The organism is Nostoc sp. ATCC 53789 (assembly GCF_009873495.1).
In the GTDB taxonomy this organism is placed as follows: domain Bacteria; phylum Cyanobacteriota; class Cyanobacteriia; order Cyanobacteriales; family Nostocaceae; genus Nostoc; species Nostoc muscorum_A.
Window position 1 is genome coordinate 830,112 of record NZ_CP046703.1, and the last position, 18,957, is coordinate 849,068.

Consider the following 18,957-nt stretch of genomic DNA (forward strand, 5'->3'; position numbering starts at 1 on the left):
ATGAGGAATTGATGATGAACAATATTACTATATCTAATCTTGATGATGACATCAAATATCGCCTACAGAAACGAGCAGAAAAACATGGTCGTTCCTTAGAAGAAGAAGCCAAAGAAATTCTTTGTATGGCTCTAATAGAAAATCACGAACAGCCCTTAAACTTAGCTAATATGATTGAGCAGCGTTTTGCAAATTTGGGAGAATTTGAATTACCAGAAATTCCTAGAGAACCTATTCGTACAGTATCAACGTTTGAAGAATGATTATTCTTGATACAAATGTGTTGTCAGAATTAATGAAGCCTAAAAAGTCTGAACTAGTTCGTAGTTGGGCTGCTCAACAATCTTTAATGAGTCTATTTACCACAACAATTACTCAAGCAGAAATTCTCTATGGTATCGCCTTACTTCCTTCGGGAAAACGACGAGATGAACTTAGTCAAGCAGCACATCTGATGTTCTCAGAAGATTTTGCTGGGCGTGTTCTTCCTTTTGATCAAGCTGCTGCTGTAGCTTTTGCTAATATTGCGTCTCAAAGAAGACACAATGGGACTCCCATTTCTCAAGCCGATGCTCAGATTGCAGCTATTTGTTACACTCATGCAGCAACTATAGCAACACGCAATTTCTCGGACTTTGAAGGGTGTGGTATTTCTATTATTAATCCTTGGGAAGTCTCCAGCAGATAGAAGCTACATACTATAAACCGGATGAGGATAGACCCTTAGTTGCTTTTTGTTAGACTTAGCAGCTTATATCTTAACCTGGAAACACCTTAAATAAATCCACAACTAAATCAGGAAAACAGCACAGATTAACTGATTCATTTGGCAGATAAATCAACTTGCGACGATAACCAAATTTAACTTGCAAAGTTTGATAAGGTTTGCTGTAGCACTCAAGATAATTATCTACTAAATTAAATATCCAATAATCAGAGATACCTGCTTCTGCATAAACAGGTAACTTTTCTTCTTGGTCATATTTTAAAGATGAATCGGCAATCTCAATTAAAAGTAAAATATCAGATGGGCTGGGATGATTTGCTAGATAGTCATCATCTCTATTTTTTGCAATTACTCTATCTGGTTCAGGCTCACTGTTGTTAGACAAAGTAATTGGCTGTTGTCCTCGCAGGGTTGCGCGATCGCCTACTAGCTTATATAATTCTCTCTCTAGGCGTGTTTCACAAACAGAGTGCGGTGTACCTTTTGCTACCATCTGGATTATTTCACCCTTAATTAGCTCAACTCGCTCATTCTCCTCAAAGAAGCCGAGTTCAGCTAGACGGTGATATTCAGCTATAGTAAAGCGTTTAGCAGTGGTAAGGCTCATAACAACTACGAGAATGCAGAGTTATTTTTATCTTAATATAGCTGTAGCTGATTAAAGTCATGCGATAGAAGTTAATGAGGTGTCTTGGTATTCTTCTTTATCACCTTCTGTAGTTGCTTCTATACTTACACCCTTCCAAGGAAAATCAAAATATTGTTCCTGAACCGTTTTTAATTCCTTTATTGACTCTTGGAAAAATAATTTAATAGCAGATAGCTGGTCTTTTTCAGATAAAAATTCTTGTAGGCTTTTTCGATAAAATATAGCTGACCATGCTGGCACAATAGTTAAGTTCTCAGGAGTCCATATACTGGGCTTATCGTTAATTACTTTCTGCATGGATTCAATAATTTTTGGGCGTTCTACAAAACCAGGAGAAACTTCTAAACATATACCTAGATATGGATACTCAGTGGAACTGTCTGGATTTAAATTAAAGTATCCAAGACCACACCAGAAATTATTGCCTGAAAACCTAGTATAGATAATATATCTACTAGACCATTTCCATTGAGTCCTACTTGCTGCACCGTTGATAACACCTCCAAAAGCTAGCTTGAATTCGCGTTGTACTTCTTCACCGAGAGTTGATTCCATGAGATTGAGAGTTTTGTTGTAATTCACCATTGTCAATAAGTCAACCGATGAAAATTGATTAGTGTGAGACATTCCATTTTTCCTCATGAAAATTAATATTTCTTGGGCTAAGATATCAGTCGAGTGTTGTTGTAAGCAGGCATAAAATTGATGCCACCTCAATTGATAAAAAATTACTTTTGGCTCTAAATTAAATGCTGGAGTTTTAATTTCTTCTTTTGGATCATAATCACGGGTGATGTAAATTAAAATTCGATGTCTGACATTTGGGAAATTACTCAAAATATCAGCATATTTTTCTAACGCATTTCTATCATCACGAGAGCCAACTTTTGATTCAATAAATATTACATCTGAATTTAAACCATCTGATAGTTCAACTACAATGTCTAATCTACTATCTTCAGTATGCCTTTCAAGTCTTTTGTGTTCTTGTTGGGTTGAAATCTTGATGCTGGAATAATTATCATCACTAATGATTGAGTGATGTTTTAGCCAACCAAGTAAAATATCATTATTCAGGGACAGAAAATAAGCAACAATTTCAGTAAAAAAATCTTCACGCGGTTTAGTTCCTGAATGCAGATTGAGTAAATTACTAAACAAAGACATTGATTTTTAGCTATTTAAGATATTTGCGGAGATTTATACACAATAATGAGGGTTGTAATCCAGCTTGAACAAGACTACAAAAAATTTTATAAGTTCTGTTTGTAGTCGATATTACGAGCGTTGCAGCAGTTATAACTTAGCTGATCGCAGTTTGACAAGATTGCTATGCGATACTTACGACAAATAGGGGTAAAAATTTACCCCTACAAATTTGTGTATTATTTTAAGAAAAGCTAGAAAAGCTTATTACTCTGAAGTTAAGTGACTTTCTAGCAAAGATGCGATCGCTTCAGGGTGAATATTCTTGTATTTCTTTTTACCAAGGTGTAAAACACAGTTGGGAGCGCTGTTACAGCATTTTTGGCAACTGGTATGTTCAATGGTAACTTTGTCTAACAAACCGCGATCGCACAAAGTTTTTTCTAATTCTGATAATAACCCTTTACCACCACGTTTCAGGCAACCGCCCTTTTGACATACCATAATCCTCGCTTTGCTTTGAGGTGGTAACTCTTGCTTTGGACACCCATCAATTGGTGTCACCCGATAGGCTTTAATTTTAATTTTACTTGTGCGCGAATCTATCTTACTATGGCCACAAACGCGAATTTGCTGGCCAGGAATTAAAGATGAACTTAGTAATCGGCGCAACTCTTTAGGCAGTTTAATTTCCACATTTCCAGATGGAACTGCCAATTGCATATATTTATATTTTCCTGGTTCACCACCAACAAAACCTAGTAACTGTCCCTCAAGGTTCAATTCTGATAACGTCAAATACTTGTCACCCATGATTGATAAAAAGTTATTGGGGATTGGGGATTGGGGGAGAGGGGAGAGGTGACAGGTAACAGGTTATAGGGAATAATCTGTACCCTGTAACCTATAACCTATTCCCTTCTTTACTCCCCATTTTTTAAGCGAGGCGTTTAGCTTCTACTGTTTGGGGTAAATTTGCTGTATCTGGCAAATCACGAAATTCTAATTCCCAACCATTTGCTAGGGTGAGAATCTTGCCATCATTTCCATCGGTTTGTTTGACGACTTCTTCTTCTAGGTCTTTTTTAGCAACGTAAACTACTAAAGTACCGGCATCATTCATGCGTAGCATTACTTTCATGAGATTCCTCAACAGATTCTAGTTCTTTTTTCTTACAGCCGACGACGAATCCTGTTTCCAAGAAATGCACAGCATATATATAGGAAGTCTGCAAATATGTTCCTATACTGGCTATGTAGCCGATATCTCCTTTGTTCACTAAAACTTGCCCGACTTCTTTACCAGGGAAAGTACCATCGTTCTTGAGCAGTTTCCGAACTCTGACTTTTTCACCAATTTCAAAAGCGGGTGGCAAGTTTAGCTCTAATTCATCGCGTTGCATGAGAGTACCTCTGTTCTCTGACCAAATTCAAAAGTTCTTCTGTCGTCAGGCTGCGTTTTTTCTGTACCGATTGATGGCGCACTGCATCTAAAACAGATTGGGTTTCTTGGGAGTTCAAGAAAATTCCATGCTGTTCTAGCAAGTTAGCAACTAAATGCCGTCCAGAATGTTTGCCTAATACTAAACGCCGTTCCCAACCCACCTCTTCGGGAGCAAATGGTTCATAGGTAATAGGGTTTTGCAATACCCCGTGAGCATGGATGCCAGATTCGTGAGCAAAAGTATTTTCGCCAACGATCGCTTTCCAAGGTGGTACGCTAGCTCCTGATGCGGCTGCAACTAGTTGAGAGAGTTCTAGCAAACTGGGAGTATCGATGCCCAAATCAACGCCGTAGATGCGTTTAATTGCCATCACAACTTCTTCTAAAGCTGCATTTCCCGCCCTTTCACCTAATCCGTTGACTGTGGTATTCACAGATAAGGCTCCGGCTTTGATACCCGCAAGGGCGTTGGCTGTTGCCAGACCAAAATCGTTGTGGGTGTGGATTTCTAGGGGAATCATCAAAGCTGAAACTAGCCGTTTAACCTTGGTGTAGGTGGTGAAAGGGTCGAGAACTCCTACGGTGTCACAGAAGCGGAACCGGGATGCACCCCATTCTTGGGCATAAAGCGCTACATCTAAAAGGAAGTTTTCATCAGCCCTGGAAGAATCTTCGCCGCCGACTGCTACCCAAAGACCTTGATCGACGGCGAAGCTGATACAGTCTTTGAGCTTTTGCAAACTTACTCGCCATTGACCGTGGAATTTAGCGGCGATTTGGATACCAGAGACGGGAATAGCGATATGCACCCGGTTCATACCGCAAGCAATAGAAGCCTTAATATCTGAAATGACGGCACGGTTCCAGCCGAGGAGTTTTGCTTGTAAACCTAAATCAGAAATTGCGGCGATCGCACGTGTTTCTTCATCACCCATTGCCGGTATACCGACTTCTAATTCGGGAATACCAATGGCATCGAGAAATTTAGCGATCGCAACCTTTTCTTCTAGGGTAAAAGCAACACCTGCCGCTTGTTCACCATCACGTAGTGTAGTGTCATTAATTATGATTTGATTCATTGCAAATATCCCTCTCTTGGAAGTATTCTTAATATCCTTTCTCTCTACAATCCCCAGCGATGGCAAATGCTAAAAATATCACAATTCATAATGTAGGATACATGATCCTTAATTATTGACCTATTAGCAGCATCACATCTGTATGACAGGGAACTAAATCAATGTATAATTTACTAATCGTTTTTACCGATGTCAGTTGAAACCTCTTCGAGTAGCAATGAACTAATATAACTATTAGCAAACCCTGAACAAAGTAAAACACAGAATCCAGCAATTAAGGATGTAATCATCTTAGTAACCTCAGATTTTCTAGAGCATTGGTGTGTACTTTAAGCAGGTAATGGGACTCAGAGCTACAAGGTACAAATTTGCTAACTATGTTCTGCTAGCCAATCAAAAATCTTTCCTAGCTGCTCCAAATCAACTAAACCATACTGCCAGAGGAGCATCGGTAGTGGCCCATTTTCTAATTCACGGTGTCGCAGAGCTACAGCAATATCGGCATTTGAAAGTTCAAGTTCGTTGTGCAAATAATTGAGGAGTTTTATATCTCTGTTCCGAGTCGCCATAAGTGATTGAACTTTCAATTTCTTAATTTGGGAAAAAACTTAAAAATCAGAAATTCCAATTTTTATTTGGGAATTTCGCATTTTTAATTGTTGCTATATGTCAGGAGAAATTTAGATTTAGCAGAAGAAACAAAATCTAAACCTCATCCAATCCATCTCAGTCTGCAATAAATTCTGCAAGCATACAGTAGCTTCAAACTCTAAAGCTATTTAAGCTTTGTGCATCCATGAACAAAAAGGATAAAGTTCAGTGATTGCGTCATGAATTCAAGATTAATTAGAAGATTCATGATTCATCGCTGTAATACCAGCAACGCTCTAGCCACTCTAATAATTCTTGGCGAGAAGCGAGAAATTGCATAACTGTACTGCGAATTAGAATTATTTCTAGCAAATTGTTCACTTGCACTCGTAAAGAACCATCGGGGGGACAAGAGCTATTTATTTTTAACTCTTGCAATCGGTGATAGATTCGCCAGCGATCGCTCAGAGGAATCTGCAAAACGTGATTTGTCATTTGTCATTTGTCCTTTGTCAGTTGTCAGTTGTCCTTTGTCGGTTGTCCTTTGCTAATGACCAATGACCAGTGACTAATGACTCTTAACGCCTAAAGCTTGCAGTTGTTTTTCGAGTTGCTCAACGCGCGAGAGCAAAGAACGAATCACGGTTGCTTCCATATCGGGTAGCTTTCCATGTTCTAAAGGAGAAAGGCTGGCGTTTTCATTTCGGGAAATAATTCGACCGGGAATTCCCACAACTGTGCAATCGCTGGGGATATCCCGCAAGACAACGGAACCTGCGCCAATACGGACGCGATCGCCAATTTGCAGATTACCCAAAACTTTCGCACCCGCCCCGATCACTGCATTTTTACCCACCGTGGGATGACGCTTACCAGTTTCTTTACCAGTTCCGCCAAGGGTAACGCCCTGGTAAATCAGTGTATAGTCGCCCACGATCGCAGTTTCGCCAATGACAACACCCATTCCGTGGTCGATAAATACGCCCTGGCCAATCTCTGCACCTGGGTGAATTTCAATCCCTGTCAAAAATCGCCCCAAATGGGAAATGAAACGGGGGATAAAACCCACTCCTCGACCATGTAACCAGTGAGCAAGACGATGCAAACAGAGTGCGTGCAATCCGGGATAGCAAAACACCACCTCTAGCCAATTCCGGGCTGCGGGATCACGCTCAAAGATAATGCGAAAATCACTCAATAATGGCTCAAAAAAAACGCCAGAGAGTAAATTTTTCAGCATGGATTTATGTGCAGAATCCTGCGTTTTGGTACTGGGGGGATCGCTAATACTGTCTAAAGACTGTTGCATCGGTAATGTCTATCTGGTAAAAGATTCATCTGCTATTTTTATGCTTATATCAGGTGACATCCAACTCGATAGAAAACCCGATGCTGATTGGATTTATTGGATTGATTACAGTTGTACTCAAACGCCGAAACCCCGACTTAACATAAAGTTAAAATTCGTCTGGGGTTAGGGGCGCTAGTATTTAACGATGGGGGTACTAGTATTTTTGGGGCGGGGGTTAAGAATTTCTGTTCACGCTACAAGAAACTTTACCCGTAAGCCTTTGCTAAGATTTCGTCAAGATATTTTGCAATATATTAAGTTGTACTCAAATGCACTCAAACATCAGTTAGATAAGCCTACAAATTAATTTTCTGTATATGCTACTACTATTAGTATCCTATTATTTAGTTGAGCGAAAGACAGGTTTCTTTATTTTCTTTTAGGATTTGCTGTCTGTATGCAGATATACGTTTCCAAATATAGTTATCGCTCATCGTGACTGTTTTCTTATTATATAGATGTCTGGGAATAGCGATCGCAAAATCTTAGAAAAGCAGAATAGGTAAATGTTCTCATAGCGCCCCTACTCAAGAAACCTGTAGAGGTGGATTCATCCAGTTAAAATACTCGTCGACGGAGATAAAAGGTGGATTCATCCGGTTCAAATACTCGGCGACGGAGATAAAAGGTGGATTCATCCGGTTAAAATACTCGACGACGGAGATAAAAGGTGGATTCATCCAGTTCAAATACTCGGCGACGGAGATAAAAGGTGGATTCATCCGGTTAAAATACTCGACGACGGAGATAAAAGGTGGATTCATCCGGTTCAAATACTCGTTAACGGAGATAAAAGGTGGATTCATCCAGTTCAAATACTCGGCGACGGAGATAAAAGGTGGATGAACAAAATAGGGGCGTACATTTGTACACCCCTACAGAGAATTTATTTATAGCACTTCTGTATTGAGTTTAATATAGACCTAACCCCCAACCCCTTCCCTACAAGGGAAGGGGAGTAAGATTCAAAGCCTCTCTCCTTTTAGGAGAGAGGTTTGGAGAGAGGTCAAAGTATATTGCATACAAGCAAGAAGCACCATATCACAAAGATTTTTGAAAAAATATGAGACTCGCCGATGAGTATTAATTTATCAAGAGACGGGAGCTTTTGCAGATTTCCCTTTACCTATAGCTTTAAAGCGTTCGCCCAACTGTTCGGCGACAATTTTTAAGCCTGGAGTCTTTTTTGATGCAGTCTTCACGTAATCATAAACAGTCAAACTGCTAGTCATCGCTTCACTACCGACAGCCATTAGGGTATCATCTACCTGTTCGGTGAGTTGCTGCATTGAAGTTAAAAGTTCGGTAAGCGCAGCTGCTAATTGATAATCTTGAACCAGTTCCTCAACATCAAAAGTGGCTGGAAGAATTTCGCGGTTAGACTGAGCAGCAGTAATGCTATTGTTCACAAAGGCTAGGCTTTTATCGCCCATTTTTACCAACTTACGCCGTTCTTCATTGCTGAGAGTAATCAGAAAGGGCATCTTTTTTTGGACTGTCTGTAGCGCGGCTCTAATTTCTTGGATATCTTGTGGCGAAAGGGAGGCGGCAATATTCTGATAAGCCATGATATATTTACCTTGGGAGTTCTAATGGTGAAGTAGCAATAGTTGCTAAGTATAGAATTCCCATTGGTAAGTGCGATCGCACATCATAACCTATTTATTTATCTGTTTTAGCGCTGATGCTGAGGGATACTGACCAGATGTAATTAAAGCTTGTCGTTCTATAATCCTTTCATCACCGTTAAAATCTAGGATACGTGCAGTCACTTCACCGATATCTGTTTGATGCTGAATTACAGCCTCATCTAGTCGAAAATGATCGCCCCAAAAGTCTCTGCGTGGGTTAAAAAACCGTATAAGTTCGCCAGTTTGCCAATTAATTGACCCCAAATCCGTGCCTTTTTGCAGGTTGCAGAAAATACAGGCATAGCAGAGATTATCTGCTGTTGTAGCGCCGCCGTGTTTGACACTGATTATATGGTCTACTTGACAACCCGACGATCTATCTTCTTCAGAAACGAGACAATACTCGCAAATATGCTCGGCGCGATCGCTAACTAAACGCCGCAATTCTGCATTAATATATGGACGAGACACTTTGAATACTCACTCCGCGCTGATGTACTGACGAGCTTTTGCTTTTGCTAGTAGCATAATATGCTCTAGCGTGAGGAAATGATCTAACTCTCGCTGGTCACTTCCTGTAAGACCTTCAGTTTTTGCGCGATAAACCAAATCCTCTAAACGGTCTTTGGCTGCATCCGAGAGTTTGAAATCGATAACACTTTGGGGAGTGGTTCCAGCAGCAATAAACTCTATAATTTCGTCGTAGACTTTGGCTGTATTTATAGATGTAGTCATGAGATTACCTATTTTTATTTAATTTTACTAATTTAGATGGAATAACCAGAAAGCCCTCATGTAGAGACGCGATTTATCGCGTCTGAAAAACTGGCACGTTAGACGCGATAAATCGCCGTCTCTACAGGAATATTCTCGTCAATTATTCCTTAATTGTGCCAACTTCTTCTGAGCAAATTCCCGCACTTGCTCATCTGGGTCATTCTCTGCGCGATCGCGCAACAGTGGTAAAGTCTGGGGATGCTGAGGAAATTGCTTGATAATTATCTCCAGTGCAATGCGCCGAGGATTTGTTTCATGCTCTTCCTTGCGCTCAAAGGGGTCATGAACAGTGCAGTTGTGGTATATGTCAAACAACTCAGGCTGATATTTAAAGTATCTAGCTAATTCTCGGACTGCTACACCTCGCACATAGTTGTCATCATCATGGATAGCGAGTTCTTTGAGGAAGGATTTGGTGTCGGGGTCATCTTTGAAGTTCTTCGCTAATTCTTGGACTGCTACACGTTGCACATAGTTGTCATCATCATGGGTAGCGCGTTCTTTGAGAAAGAATTTGGTGTTAGGGTCATCATTGAAGTTCTTCGCTAATTCTCGTACTGCTACACATCGCACGTCGTTTTCATCATCATGGGTAGCGCGTTCTTTGAGGAAGAATTTAGTGTCGGGGTCATCATTGAAGTTCTTCGCTAATTCTCGGACTGCTGCACCTCGCACATCGTTGTCATCATCCTGGGTAGCACGTTCTTTGAGAAAGAATTTGGTGTCGGGGTCATCTTTGAAATTCTTCGCTAATTCTTCGACTGCTGTATGTCGCACATCCCAGTTATCATCCTGGCTAGCGCGTTCTCGGAGCCAGGTTTTGGTGTCGGAAGATTCTTGCCAGGTCGTTGCAATTGCTGTGACTGCTTGAGTGCAAATTTCATGAAATACTTTAGCTTCTTCATCTCGATGGGGGACGTAATAGTACCAGAGGTCATATTTAGTTAAGTCTTTTAGCTTGTTAAGTAATTGAATAGCCGTTGACGCGATCGCCAAGCGATTTCTCACCTCTACAAGACACTTAGCCGCTAAAAAGAGATTGACAAACTTTTCCTCTTCGCCATTTTGCATCATTAAATAATCAAGAATCTCCCCAACAAATTTAGATTCAATCATTCCCGCAATTAGCAGCAAAACTTCATGCCAACTTTCGTCCTGCCAGTGCTTGCCAAAAACTTCATTCTTAAGTTGCTCAATAGTCAGCGTTTGCGTTTCTTTAAACTGCCAGACAAACTCCGATGCACAGAAATATTCTAAAAATGTCCGATGCACAAAAGCATAATAATCTGCACCCAGGAAACATAACATAAAGTTGCGAGTCCGCAGTTGATTAATCATCACCCACGCTACTTCTCTGGGTTTATCAAATTCTATGGTTTTGAGATAATCAATCAGAACTTTGACTAAATCATTTTCATTAATCAAATTACCTGCCAAACCTTTATTAGCAGTTTGCATAAAATAAGCAACCTGACGCAGCATCGCTTGCTTCTCTTTATAATGAATAGTCTTGGGGTCTAACCTCCGATCTTCTGTCAAAGCACGTTCCACATCCCATTGATGTAGCAGTACCCGCGATGCCTGGTCGTAAAGTGTAGCTCTATCTCTTGGTAGCTCTTGATTACGATTTAGAATTGCCATCATCGTCAACAGCAGAGGATTTCCCGCCAATTCTGCAATAGATTTGGAAGCTGCAATTCCTCTTTGTAGCCGTTCCCGTTTTCTCACTTTATCTACTGCATCAGTAAAAGTTAACTCATGCCAACGGTAGATAAAATCCTGAATTTGTTCTGAGTCTAAATCTTGTAATATAAAGTGGCGGAACTCAGCATTAAGCAATCGTTGCGGTTTATAGCCAATAATCCGAGAAGTGACAATTACCTGCACATCAGGATAGTCATTAGTAAAGCGATGAATATCAGTAATTACATCCTCTCGCTTACCAGGGTCAAAGACCTCATCCAAACCATCAAACATCACTAAGGCATTACCAGCTTTTAATTGTTTATCTAGTTCAAGCTGATTGAGATGATGAACAGCGCCACTACATTGATGAAAGAATTCTAGAAAATTATTGCACTCTTTGTCTTCCCGCCGCCGCATATAAGTGCGTAACTCAATTAGCAACGGAATAGGTAATGATATAACATTATCCAGTGGAGACTCTGCCCAATTCAAAGCCAGAAATTGCAACAATGTAGACTTCCCGGAACCAGGATCGCCCAAAATCACAATATATTTATAATCTTGCTTTTTATTGACAACATCTAAAACTGAACGGATCGGCTGTTCAAAATAAACCCGTTTATGGCGTTCTAATTCTTCTAATTCCACTTCAGCTTCTACTTGGCCACTTTCTCGCAACCGTCTAAGATGTTCTTTAGGCAGTTCGTGAACTTGTGGTAAAACTTGATGAGTTTTACGGACATTTTGAGCAGTAAAAATCCGCCATAATTTAAGTTCGTTATAGGCATAGCCGCTAGTATCTAAGCTATCTAACTTAAGATTGCCATAGCGTTCGCGGATTCCTTCTTGATATTTAACTAAATTAAAATCTACAATAACCCCAGCAATTTCTTTAGTATTAACTTCAATATCAGATAACTTTTGTAATTCAAGGATATGGTGTAAATCTTTTGAATCTAAAAGAAGTTCTTGGACTTGGGTAAAATACTGTTCTGTAAGTGATTGCCAGTTAAACTTAGATGGCAAAGGTTTTAATTGCAGCCTGTTCCAACTATCTTCTAGGGTTTTAGCGTCTAGAGATTCACAATTAATATCAAAACCCTTACCAAGAATTTCTGTAACCGACTTATCGCTGATAAATTTCTTGATGTCTGTGGTGTACTCTTTAATCTCAGTTTCAGCAAGTTTGCAACGAACCTTTAACTGCTGCTGCATCAGTTGCAAAAATTCCTTTAACGCTTTCCCCGCAGCAATTTCTATGTCTTCCTTCTTAAGTTTCTGCACAATCTTGCCAGGGATGCCTTTTAATAAATCTTTAGCCCAATCTTTAGCAGCATCCTTGGCTAAGTCTTCCAAAATGGGTTTAAAAATCAACCCGGCGGCCTGAGTTACACCCCAAATAGCTAACCAGTCCAACATAATACTCGCTTCTGTTGAGAGTTTGACTACGAGTATATCCACTAGCTGGAGTAATGTTTCCAGATTTCAGGGTTATTGCAGAAATATCACAGGTATCTGCCGCTAATTATACCAAGGGATATGTGCGCTCAATTACCAACCAGATTTTACCAGGTTCAATCAATTCTTTGAGAAAAACCAAGTCTTGAACGCTTATGCTTTTTCAAATACCAATTTGGCTTATTGATATGAAAATAACGCTGTAAGACTCTCTACACAAGGTTTTATGGCTAGGTGCAATGGTGATATTTTCGTTGGTTTTAAGGACTATTTTAGTTGGAAAGAGTGATCGCTATGCCTTTATTTGCAACTCTTGATTCACCCATTTTTTGATGAGTTAGGAAAGATAATAGTATATGCACTATATAAAGATATTTAACGAAGTGTTTTCAAAAACAAGTACCCTGAGTATCTTTGTTCTGACTCTCGGAAAAATTCGGCTAGCCGAGAGTTACGTGTGAGATACATCACTACCAGGCTAGAGAAAAGTTAAGAATGGTTATGTTTTCCCTGAACCAAATACCAATGCTAAAACGCATATTATCTGCGTCGCTAGTTAGTTTAATCCCTTCAGTTGCTAGTTTAATATCCCTAGAGGTTTTTTCCCCCGCAGCCTTGGCCCAACCGCCTGCTGCATCTGTTGAAACCAAGCTGAAAGTGCCTAGTAGCATGAACTATGCACCTTTCAATATTAACCGTTACTTGAAAATACCCCCCAACTTCTCCATCGCTGTTTATGCTCGTATAAACAAAGCTCGCTTTATGGCAGTTGCTCCCAATGGGGATCTTTTAGTATCACAACCCAGTGGGAATAAAGTATTAATTGTTCGGCCAAATGGCAGCAAAGACCCAATTATTTCTGACTTTGTGACGGGTCTACGCAAGCCACACGACATTGTGTTTCATAAGATTAACAACACCACATACGTTTATATCTCTGAAACTCATCAAATTAACCGCTTTATCTACAACTCTGGAGACTTAACCGCAAAAAATCGTCAAATTGTTGTAACTGGCTTACCAGACAGCAGCACAAGTGAACTCAAAGGCGCTTATGGTCACGAACTGAAAAACATCGCCCTTGATGCCAATCACAAACTGTATGTGTCCATTGCCTCTACCTGCAATGCCTGCAAGGAAGATACTATCAGTAACCCCGTGCGTGGTGCAGTTTACCAGTACAACGCAGATGGAAGCAATCGGCGGCTGTTTGCCCAAGGCTTACGTAATGCTGAAGGATTAGCATTCTTGCCTAACACAAATGACCTTTGGGTAGTTGTTAATAATCGAGATAACATTGCCTATCCTTTCAACGATGGCAGTGGCAATTACGGTAAGATTATCCCTTCCTACGTGGACAACCACCCACCAGAGGAGTTTACACGAGTCCGAGATGGCGGTAACTATGGTTGGCCTTTTTGCAACCCCAATCCTGACACTTCAAATGGCGTGAACAATATGCCCTTTGATCGCGACTATGAGTTCAATGCTAATGGCAAGGTTAATTGCAATGCAATGGACAGGATTAACAAGGGTATCCAAGCCCATTCCGCTCCCTTGGGACTAACATTCCTACAAAATACCAACTTTCCCAGCCAGTACTCAAATGGGGCAGTGGCGGGGCTGCATGGTTCATGGAATCGACAGAAGAAAACGGGCTACAAAATAGCTTACTTTCCCTGGAACAATAGCACAAAGGCTCCAGAGCAGGAGATGGATTTAGTCAACGGTTGGCTAGTTGCAGGAACACAAGAAATCTGGGGGCGACCCGTAGATATGGTAGTCGATCAACAAGGTAATTTGTTAATTTCGGATGATTATAGCGGCACCATCTACAAGCTCTCCTACACGCCGTCAGCAAAGGTGGTTCAGGTCTACAGAGATGCTAATTTTGCTGGTTCTTCCCAGTCTTTTCCTACAACTCCAGGAGTATACAAAGCCAACCAAGGTGACTTAAAGGTTGTGGGAAACGACACTATTAGCTCGTTAAGTGTACCACCAGGTACCGTTGTACGTGTCTGCCAACATGAAACTGGTGGTCGATGCCGTGAGTTTAGCGCTGGTGATTATAAGTCAGTTGGGGCTGACTTGGATAACATAATCTCGTTTATAGAGGTTAAGTAGCACCACTCGCCGGATTTGAAATTTTCCCCCTTCCCGACGCGGGAAGGGGTTTAAGTTTTTTGCTAAGGTTTGTAATGAGCAATTCAGAAAATTCATTGCGATCGCTCAATCATGTTAGATTATAGTTTGTTGTTTCCCTCAAACACAAAATCCGACAGTTTCTTGCCCATCTCCTCATTGCGGGAATGAAAAAAAAGGAGTTAAAAGTTAAGTTTTTTGAAAATTATGTGCAGCAATATATCTATTTCCGTTGCCTCATATCGCTTATCAGATAAGACTTAGAACCACAATTGAATATCATTGTCAAAGCAAAAATTAAATAAATATGAATTGCATTTTTACCCTGAAAAAAATGATATGTTAGATACAGAATTGAATTTCGCACGTTTCTGGAGTAGAACGATGTAGACTACTCCAGTTTTTCACCCTCAAACCCTTGGCATTTACTGCTTTTGACGGAATTTGAGGGCAGTCTGAGTACACATTTAAATAACCCAAACCCAGTTACAAGTAGATTAAATTCCTTACTGGGATTGGGTTTTGGCTGAGTACAAAGAAATCCTGAACCCCTATCTATAAACACTAGAACCCCAACCAAAAAATACTAGAACCCCTACCTGAAAAAAACTTTTTTAATTCTTGTAATGCTTGAAGAATTAGGGTTTTTAGTATTTGAGTACAAAAGTAATAAATCCAATAAATTCTATCCTAGAGAGACGCAACATCTGGCTGGGAGACGGCTGCTATAAATCTTATATCGCCAATCACCTAACGCTCTGAAACAAAACAAAGCGAAAAGTGAGTGGAGGGATGACATAGCACCATGCCTGAAGTGAAGAGAAGTCGCGGCTGTAAGCACCAATTCTACCCAAGAACCGAACGTTGACACACACCAGCCGAACATCAGATATCTATCGCCTGCCTGACTTGAAAACAAGTCGCCCTCACCCAAGGGTTTGCAGGCAGTGTGGAAGACGCGACTTCAATTCTGGGCATGAAAGAGTAGCAACAACATCTCCCACAGTGGCAGCCAAGTCCACCGACCTTTTGCGAAACTCAATGACATCACCGTCTACACGACTCCTCAACTCCAACGCTACGGAATCGCCAACCCAAGCAAAATCAGGTGGTTGCGGCTGTGACAGCACCACCAGCACCACCGTGGAAAGGGACGAAAAGCTCCAAGAACGCATTGCTAAACATCCCTGCTACAGCGAAGACGCTCATCACCACTACGCCCGGATGCACGTTGCAGTTGCACCAGCTTGCAACATTCAATGCAACTATTGCAACCGCAAATATGATTGCGCTAACGAAAGCCGTCCTGGAGTAGTTAGCGAATTGCTAACACCAGAAGAAGCTGCACATAAAGCTTTGGTCATTGGTGGCAAGATTCCCCAAATGACAGTTGTGGGAATTGCTGGCCCTGGCGACCCATTGGCAAACCCAGAAAAAACCTTCCGCACATTTGAGTTGATTGCAGCGCAAGCACCAGACATCAAGCTGTGCTTATCAACCAATGGTTTAATGCTGCCAGACTACATCGATCGCATTAAACAATTAAATATAGATCACGTTACGATCACCATTAACATGGTAGATCCAGAGATCGGTGCTAAGATTTATCCTTGGGTTCACTACAGACGCAAGCGTTATAGAGGTCTTGAAGGTGCGAAAATCCTCCACGAAAGACAGATGGAAGGATTGCAAGCCCTGAAAGATGCTGACATCTTGTGCAAAGTCAACTCCGTGATGATTCCCGGAATTAATGACCATCACTTAGTTGAAGTGAATCGAGTCATCCGTGAGAAAGGTGCATTCTTGCACAACATCATGCCATTGATTTCTGCACCAGAACATGGCACACACTTCGGTTTAATCGGTCAACGCGGCCCCACACCTAAAGAACTCAAAGAAGTTCAAGACAACTGCTCTGGTAACATGAAAATGATGCGTCACTGTCGCCAGTGCCGTGCCGATGCAGTCGGATTGTTGGGAGAAGACCGCAGCCAAGAATTTTCTAAAGAGAAATTCTTGGAAATGGCTCCCGAATATGACATGGAACAACGCGCTACTGTTCACGAAGGAATTGAGAAGTTTAAAGAAGAACTTAAAGTAGCCAAAGATAAAGCGCTAGCTGGTAAGAAAATTGCCAATAGTCCGAAAGTTTTAGTTGCAGTAGCAACCAAAGGCGGCGGATTAGTTAACCAACACTTCGGTCATGCGAAAGAATTCCAAATTTACGAAGTGGGTGGAAACGAAGTTCGCTTTGTTGGTCATCGCAAAATTGACCAATACTGCCAAGGTGGATACGGCGAAGAAGCTTCCTTTGAGCATATTATGAAAGCGATCGCAGATTGCAAAGCAGTTTTAGTCTCCAAGATTGGTAACTGTCCTCAAGAAAAATTGCAAGAAGCTGGAATCAAGACAATTGAAGCTTACGACGTAATTGAAAAGGTTGCTTTGGAGTTCTACGAGCAATACGTTAAGGAATTAGGGAATAACGAATAGGGAATAGGTTACAGGGGACAGGGGAGAGATTATTACCTATCACCTGTCACCTGTAACCTCTCCCCTGACTCTAATGCCCCATTCCCCAAAAGGAGAATAAATCATGGCTTACCAAATTCTTACTAGCCAGTGTATTTCCTGCAATCTCTGTCTAACGGTATGTCCCACAAATGCAGTTAAAGTGGTTGACGGACAGCACTGGATTGACCCTGAACTTTGTACAAATTGTGTTGGTAGCATTCATACCGTGCCTCAGTGTAAAGCTGGTTGTCCCACCTGCGACGGTTGCATTAAGCAGCCTAGCGATTATTGGGAAGGCTGGTTTACCAATTACAACCGTGTAGTCGCTAAATTAACAAATAAACAAGATTACTGGGAACGCTGGTTTAACAGCTATTCTCAGAAATACTCTGAGCAGTTGCAAAAGCGTCAATCCCAATCAGTGGGTTCTGAAGCTTAATTAAATAATTCCTAATTTGTAATTGAAGACAACAATGCAAAATAACTGCATCTATCTTGATAATAATGCTACCACTAAGGTAGACCCAGAAGTTATAGAGGTAATGTTACCTTACCTCACAGATTATTACGGCAATCCCTCCAGTATGCATACCTTTGGTGGGCAAGTCGGTAAAGCAGTGAGAACAGCAAGAGAACAACTTGCAGCCATCCTGGGAGCCGATGAATCAGAAATTGTCTACACAAGTTGCGGTACTGAGGGAGATAACGCGGCGATTCGAGCCGCACTGTTGGCGCAACCAGAAAAGCGACATATTGTCACCACCCAAGTTGAACATCCAGCAGTACTCAATGTCTGCAAACAATTAGAAACCCAAGGTTATAGTGTTACCTATTTATCAGTAAATAATCAAGGGCAGCTGGATCTAGATGAACTAGAAGCTTCCTTGACGGGTAACACCGCCTTGGTGACAATTATGTATGCTAACAATGAAACTGGCACGATTTTCCCGATTGAACAAATTGGGTTGCGCGTCAAAGAATCTGGTGCTATCTTCCATGTAGATGCGGTGCAAGCAGTGGGAAAAATCCCGTTGAATATGAAGACTAGCACCGTAGATATGTTAACTCTGTCTGGTCACAAGCTGCACGGGCCGAAAGGAATTGGTGCTTTATATATCCGGCGCGGGGTTCGATTCCGTCCCTTCATTCTTGGGGGACACCAAGAACGCGGACGTAGGGCGGGAACTGAGAATGTTCCAGCAATTATCGCCTTGGGCAAAGCTGCGGAACTGGAAATGTTACACTTAGAGGAAGCGACGGCAAGAGAAAGAAAGCTGCGCGATCGCTTGGAACAAACTTTACTCGCTAAAATTCCCGATTGTGTAGTTAACGGTGACGTTACGCAGAGATTGCCAAACACAACCAATATCGGCTTCAAGTACATCGAAGGTGAAGCAATTCTACTGTTATTGAACAAATACGGTATCTGTGCATCATCCGGTTCTGCTTGTACCTCCGGTTCTCTAGAACCCTCCCACGTCCTGCGGGCAATGGGCTTACCCTACACAACTTTGCACGGTTCTATCCGCTTCAGTCTTTGTCGCTACACCACCGAAGCCGAAATCGATCAAGTAATAGAGGTAATGCCCAGTATTGTAGAACGTTTACGCACTCTCTCACCCTTCAAAAATGATGATGCAGGTTGGTTGCAAGGACAAGAACAAGCATTGGCGCATCGTTAGGGACTGGGAAAAAATGGGAAAAGGTTAAAGGGTAAAGGGTAAAGGAATGATTTTTCCCCTTCCCCCTTCCCCATTACCCC

20 protein-coding genes are annotated in these 18,957 nt (G+C 41.3%); 6 read left to right on the forward strand and 14 right to left on the reverse strand.

Annotation, left to right across the window (positions count from 1 at the left end; genetic code table 11):
• Window positions 1-14: 14 nt before the first annotated feature.
• Window positions 15-263 (forward strand): plasmid stability protein, encoded by a 249-nt coding sequence (locus GJB62_RS03205; RefSeq protein ID WP_114083698.1) that lies wholly within the window; start codon window positions 15-17, stop codon window positions 261-263.
• Complete coding sequence (locus GJB62_RS03210; protein ID WP_114083697.1) at window positions 260-688, forward strand: type II toxin-antitoxin system VapC family toxin; 429 nt, start codon at window positions 260-262, stop codon at window positions 686-688. The genes GJB62_RS03205 and GJB62_RS03210 overlap by 4 nt, the downstream gene beginning before the upstream one ends.
• Window positions 689-758: 70 nt before the next feature.
• Here GJB62_RS03210 and GJB62_RS03215 read toward each other — a convergent pair whose 3' ends face one another.
• The 14 genes from GJB62_RS03215 to GJB62_RS03280 all read right to left on the reverse strand — a co-directional run bounded on the left by GJB62_RS03215 (window position 759) and on the right by GJB62_RS03280 (window position 12,500).
• Window positions 759-1,334, reverse strand: a complete 576-nt coding sequence (locus GJB62_RS03215; protein WP_114083696.1) for a Uma2 family endonuclease — start codon at window positions 1,332-1,334, stop codon at window positions 759-761.
• Between the two features lie 57 nt (window positions 1,335-1,391).
• Complete coding sequence (locus GJB62_RS03220) at window positions 1,392-2,543, reverse strand: PD-(D/E)XK nuclease family protein (protein ID WP_114083695.1); 1,152 nt, start codon at window positions 2,541-2,543, stop codon at window positions 1,392-1,394.
• 246 nt (window positions 2,544-2,789) lie between these two features.
• The gene (locus tag GJB62_RS03225) at window positions 2,790-3,335 is read right to left on the reverse strand and encodes a (2Fe-2S) ferredoxin domain-containing protein (protein WP_114083694.1); all 546 of its coding nucleotides are present in this window, start codon (window positions 3,333-3,335) and stop codon (window positions 2,790-2,792) included.
• 124 nt (window positions 3,336-3,459) lie between these two features.
• The gene (gene nifT / locus GJB62_RS03230) at window positions 3,460-3,663 is read right to left on the reverse strand and encodes a putative nitrogen fixation protein NifT (RefSeq protein ID WP_114083693.1); all 204 of its coding nucleotides are present in this window, start codon (window positions 3,661-3,663) and stop codon (window positions 3,460-3,462) included.
• Window positions 3,638-3,925, reverse strand: coding sequence for a nitrogen fixation protein NifZ (locus GJB62_RS03235; protein ID WP_012407236.1), 288 nt, complete (start codon window positions 3,923-3,925; stop codon window positions 3,638-3,640). Before GJB62_RS03235 ends, nifT begins: the two co-directional genes overlap by 26 nt.
• Window positions 3,912-5,045: a homocitrate synthase gene (nifV, locus tag GJB62_RS03240; protein ID WP_114083692.1), complete on the reverse strand. Its 1,134-nt coding sequence runs from the start codon at window positions 5,043-5,045 to the stop codon at window positions 3,912-3,914. Before nifV ends, GJB62_RS03235 begins: the two co-directional genes overlap by 14 nt.
• A gap of 371 nt (window positions 5,046-5,416) precedes the next feature.
• The gene (locus GJB62_RS03245) at window positions 5,417-5,614 is read right to left on the reverse strand and encodes a DUF2949 domain-containing protein (protein WP_041565135.1); all 198 of its coding nucleotides are present in this window, start codon (window positions 5,612-5,614) and stop codon (window positions 5,417-5,419) included.
• A gap of 286 nt (window positions 5,615-5,900) precedes the next feature.
• The gene (locus GJB62_RS03250) at window positions 5,901-6,131 is read right to left on the reverse strand and encodes an Asr1405/Asl0597 family protein (RefSeq protein ID WP_114083691.1); all 231 of its coding nucleotides are present in this window, start codon (window positions 6,129-6,131) and stop codon (window positions 5,901-5,903) included.
• Between the two features lie 73 nt (window positions 6,132-6,204).
• Window positions 6,205-6,945, reverse strand: coding sequence for a serine O-acetyltransferase (gene cysE / locus GJB62_RS03255; protein WP_114083690.1), 741 nt, complete (start codon window positions 6,943-6,945; stop codon window positions 6,205-6,207).
• A gap of 569 nt (window positions 6,946-7,514) precedes the next feature.
• Window positions 7,515-7,793 carry a hypothetical protein gene (locus GJB62_RS03260; RefSeq protein WP_147262538.1) on the reverse strand — a complete coding sequence of 93 codons (279 nt, stop codon included), beginning with the start codon at window positions 7,791-7,793 and terminating at the stop codon, window positions 7,515-7,517.
• Window positions 7,794-8,078: 285 nt separating this feature from the next.
• A complete protein-coding gene (locus tag GJB62_RS03265; RefSeq protein WP_114083689.1) occupies window positions 8,079-8,555 on the reverse strand; it encodes a hypothetical protein in 477 nt (158 codons plus the stop codon).
• A 90-nt stretch (window positions 8,556-8,645) separates the two neighbouring features.
• Window positions 8,646-9,089 carry an HNH endonuclease signature motif containing protein gene (locus tag GJB62_RS03270; RefSeq protein WP_114083688.1) on the reverse strand — a complete coding sequence of 148 codons (444 nt, stop codon included), beginning with the start codon at window positions 9,087-9,089 and terminating at the stop codon, window positions 8,646-8,648.
• Between the two features lie 9 nt (window positions 9,090-9,098).
• The gene (locus tag GJB62_RS03275; protein WP_114083687.1) at window positions 9,099-9,353 is read right to left on the reverse strand and encodes a hypothetical protein; all 255 of its coding nucleotides are present in this window, start codon (window positions 9,351-9,353) and stop codon (window positions 9,099-9,101) included.
• 138 nt (window positions 9,354-9,491) lie between these two features.
• On the reverse strand, window positions 9,492-12,500 hold the full coding sequence (locus GJB62_RS03280) for a HEAT repeat domain-containing protein (protein WP_114083686.1): 3,009 nt from the start codon (window positions 12,498-12,500) through the stop codon (window positions 9,492-9,494).
• 564 nt (window positions 12,501-13,064) lie between these two features.
• On the opposite strand from GJB62_RS03280, the gene GJB62_RS03285 reads away from it, so the two are divergent.
• The 4 genes from GJB62_RS03285 to nifS all read left to right on the forward strand — a co-directional run bounded on the left by GJB62_RS03285 (window position 13,065) and on the right by nifS (window position 18,877).
• Complete coding sequence (locus tag GJB62_RS03285) at window positions 13,065-14,663, forward strand: PQQ-dependent sugar dehydrogenase (RefSeq protein ID WP_245246082.1); 1,599 nt, start codon at window positions 13,065-13,067, stop codon at window positions 14,661-14,663.
• 1,059 nt (window positions 14,664-15,722) lie between these two features.
• Window positions 15,723-17,174 carry a nitrogenase cofactor biosynthesis protein NifB gene (gene nifB / locus GJB62_RS03290; RefSeq protein ID WP_181852890.1) on the forward strand — a complete coding sequence of 484 codons (1,452 nt, stop codon included), beginning with the start codon at window positions 15,723-15,725 and terminating at the stop codon, window positions 17,172-17,174.
• Between the two features lie 103 nt (window positions 17,175-17,277).
• Window positions 17,278-17,634 carry a 4Fe-4S binding protein gene (locus GJB62_RS03295; protein WP_114083682.1) on the forward strand — a complete coding sequence of 119 codons (357 nt, stop codon included), beginning with the start codon at window positions 17,278-17,280 and terminating at the stop codon, window positions 17,632-17,634.
• A gap of 34 nt (window positions 17,635-17,668) precedes the next feature.
• Window positions 17,669-18,877 (forward strand): cysteine desulfurase NifS, encoded by a 1,209-nt coding sequence (gene nifS, locus GJB62_RS03300; protein ID WP_114083681.1) that lies wholly within the window; start codon window positions 17,669-17,671, stop codon window positions 18,875-18,877.
• Window positions 18,878-18,957: the final 80 nt, after the last annotated feature.

What these genes read in the sequence shown, in the direction of transcription:
- GJB62_RS03250 (WP_114083691.1), bottom strand. Translation starts at nt 6,131, where the DNA reads ATGACAAATCACGTTTTGCAGATTCCTCTGAGCGATCGCTGGCGAATC.
- GJB62_RS03260 (WP_147262538.1), bottom strand. Translation starts at nt 7,793, where the DNA reads ATGAATCCACCTTTTATCTCCGTTAACGAGTATTTGAACCGGATGAAT.
- GJB62_RS03275 (WP_114083687.1), bottom strand. Translation starts at nt 9,353, where the DNA reads ATGACTACATCTATAAATACAGCCAAAGTCTACGACGAAATTATAGAG.
- GJB62_RS03265 (WP_114083689.1), bottom strand. Translation starts at nt 8,555, where the DNA reads ATGGCTTATCAGAATATTGCCGCCTCCCTTTCGCCACAAGATATCCAA.
- GJB62_RS03295 (WP_114083682.1), top strand. Translation starts at nt 17,278, where the DNA reads ATGGCTTACCAAATTCTTACTAGCCAGTGTATTTCCTGCAATCTCTGT.
- GJB62_RS03225 (WP_114083694.1), bottom strand. Translation starts at nt 3,335, where the DNA reads ATGGGTGACAAGTATTTGACGTTATCAGAATTGAACCTTGAGGGACAG.
- nifB (WP_181852890.1), top strand. Translation starts at nt 15,723, where the DNA reads ATGACATCACCGTCTACACGACTCCTCAACTCCAACGCTACGGAATCG.
- GJB62_RS03220 (WP_114083695.1), bottom strand. Translation starts at nt 2,543, where the DNA reads ATGTCTTTGTTTAGTAATTTACTCAATCTGCATTCAGGAACTAAACCG.
- GJB62_RS03280 (WP_114083686.1), bottom strand. Translation starts at nt 12,500, where the DNA reads ATGTTGGACTGGTTAGCTATTTGGGGTGTAACTCAGGCCGCCGGGTTG.
- GJB62_RS03285 (WP_245246082.1), top strand. Translation starts at nt 13,065, where the DNA reads ATGCTAAAACGCATATTATCTGCGTCGCTAGTTAGTTTAATCCCTTCA.
- nifT (WP_114083693.1), bottom strand. Translation starts at nt 3,663, where the DNA reads ATGAAAGTAATGCTACGCATGAATGATGCCGGTACTTTAGTAGTTTAC.
- nifV (WP_114083692.1), bottom strand. Translation starts at nt 5,045, where the DNA reads ATGAATCAAATCATAATTAATGACACTACACTACGTGATGGTGAACAA.
- GJB62_RS03210 (WP_114083697.1), top strand. Translation starts at nt 260, where the DNA reads ATGATTATTCTTGATACAAATGTGTTGTCAGAATTAATGAAGCCTAAA.
- GJB62_RS03245 (WP_041565135.1), bottom strand. Translation starts at nt 5,614, where the DNA reads ATGGCGACTCGGAACAGAGATATAAAACTCCTCAATTATTTGCACAAC.
- GJB62_RS03205 (WP_114083698.1), top strand. Translation starts at nt 15, where the DNA reads ATGAACAATATTACTATATCTAATCTTGATGATGACATCAAATATCGC.
- cysE (WP_114083690.1), bottom strand. Translation starts at nt 6,945, where the DNA reads ATGCAACAGTCTTTAGACAGTATTAGCGATCCCCCCAGTACCAAAACG.
- GJB62_RS03235 (WP_012407236.1), bottom strand. Translation starts at nt 3,925, where the DNA reads ATGCAACGCGATGAATTAGAGCTAAACTTGCCACCCGCTTTTGAAATT.
- nifS (WP_114083681.1), top strand. Translation starts at nt 17,669, where the DNA reads ATGCAAAATAACTGCATCTATCTTGATAATAATGCTACCACTAAGGTA.
- GJB62_RS03215 (WP_114083696.1), bottom strand. Translation starts at nt 1,334, where the DNA reads ATGAGCCTTACCACTGCTAAACGCTTTACTATAGCTGAATATCACCGT.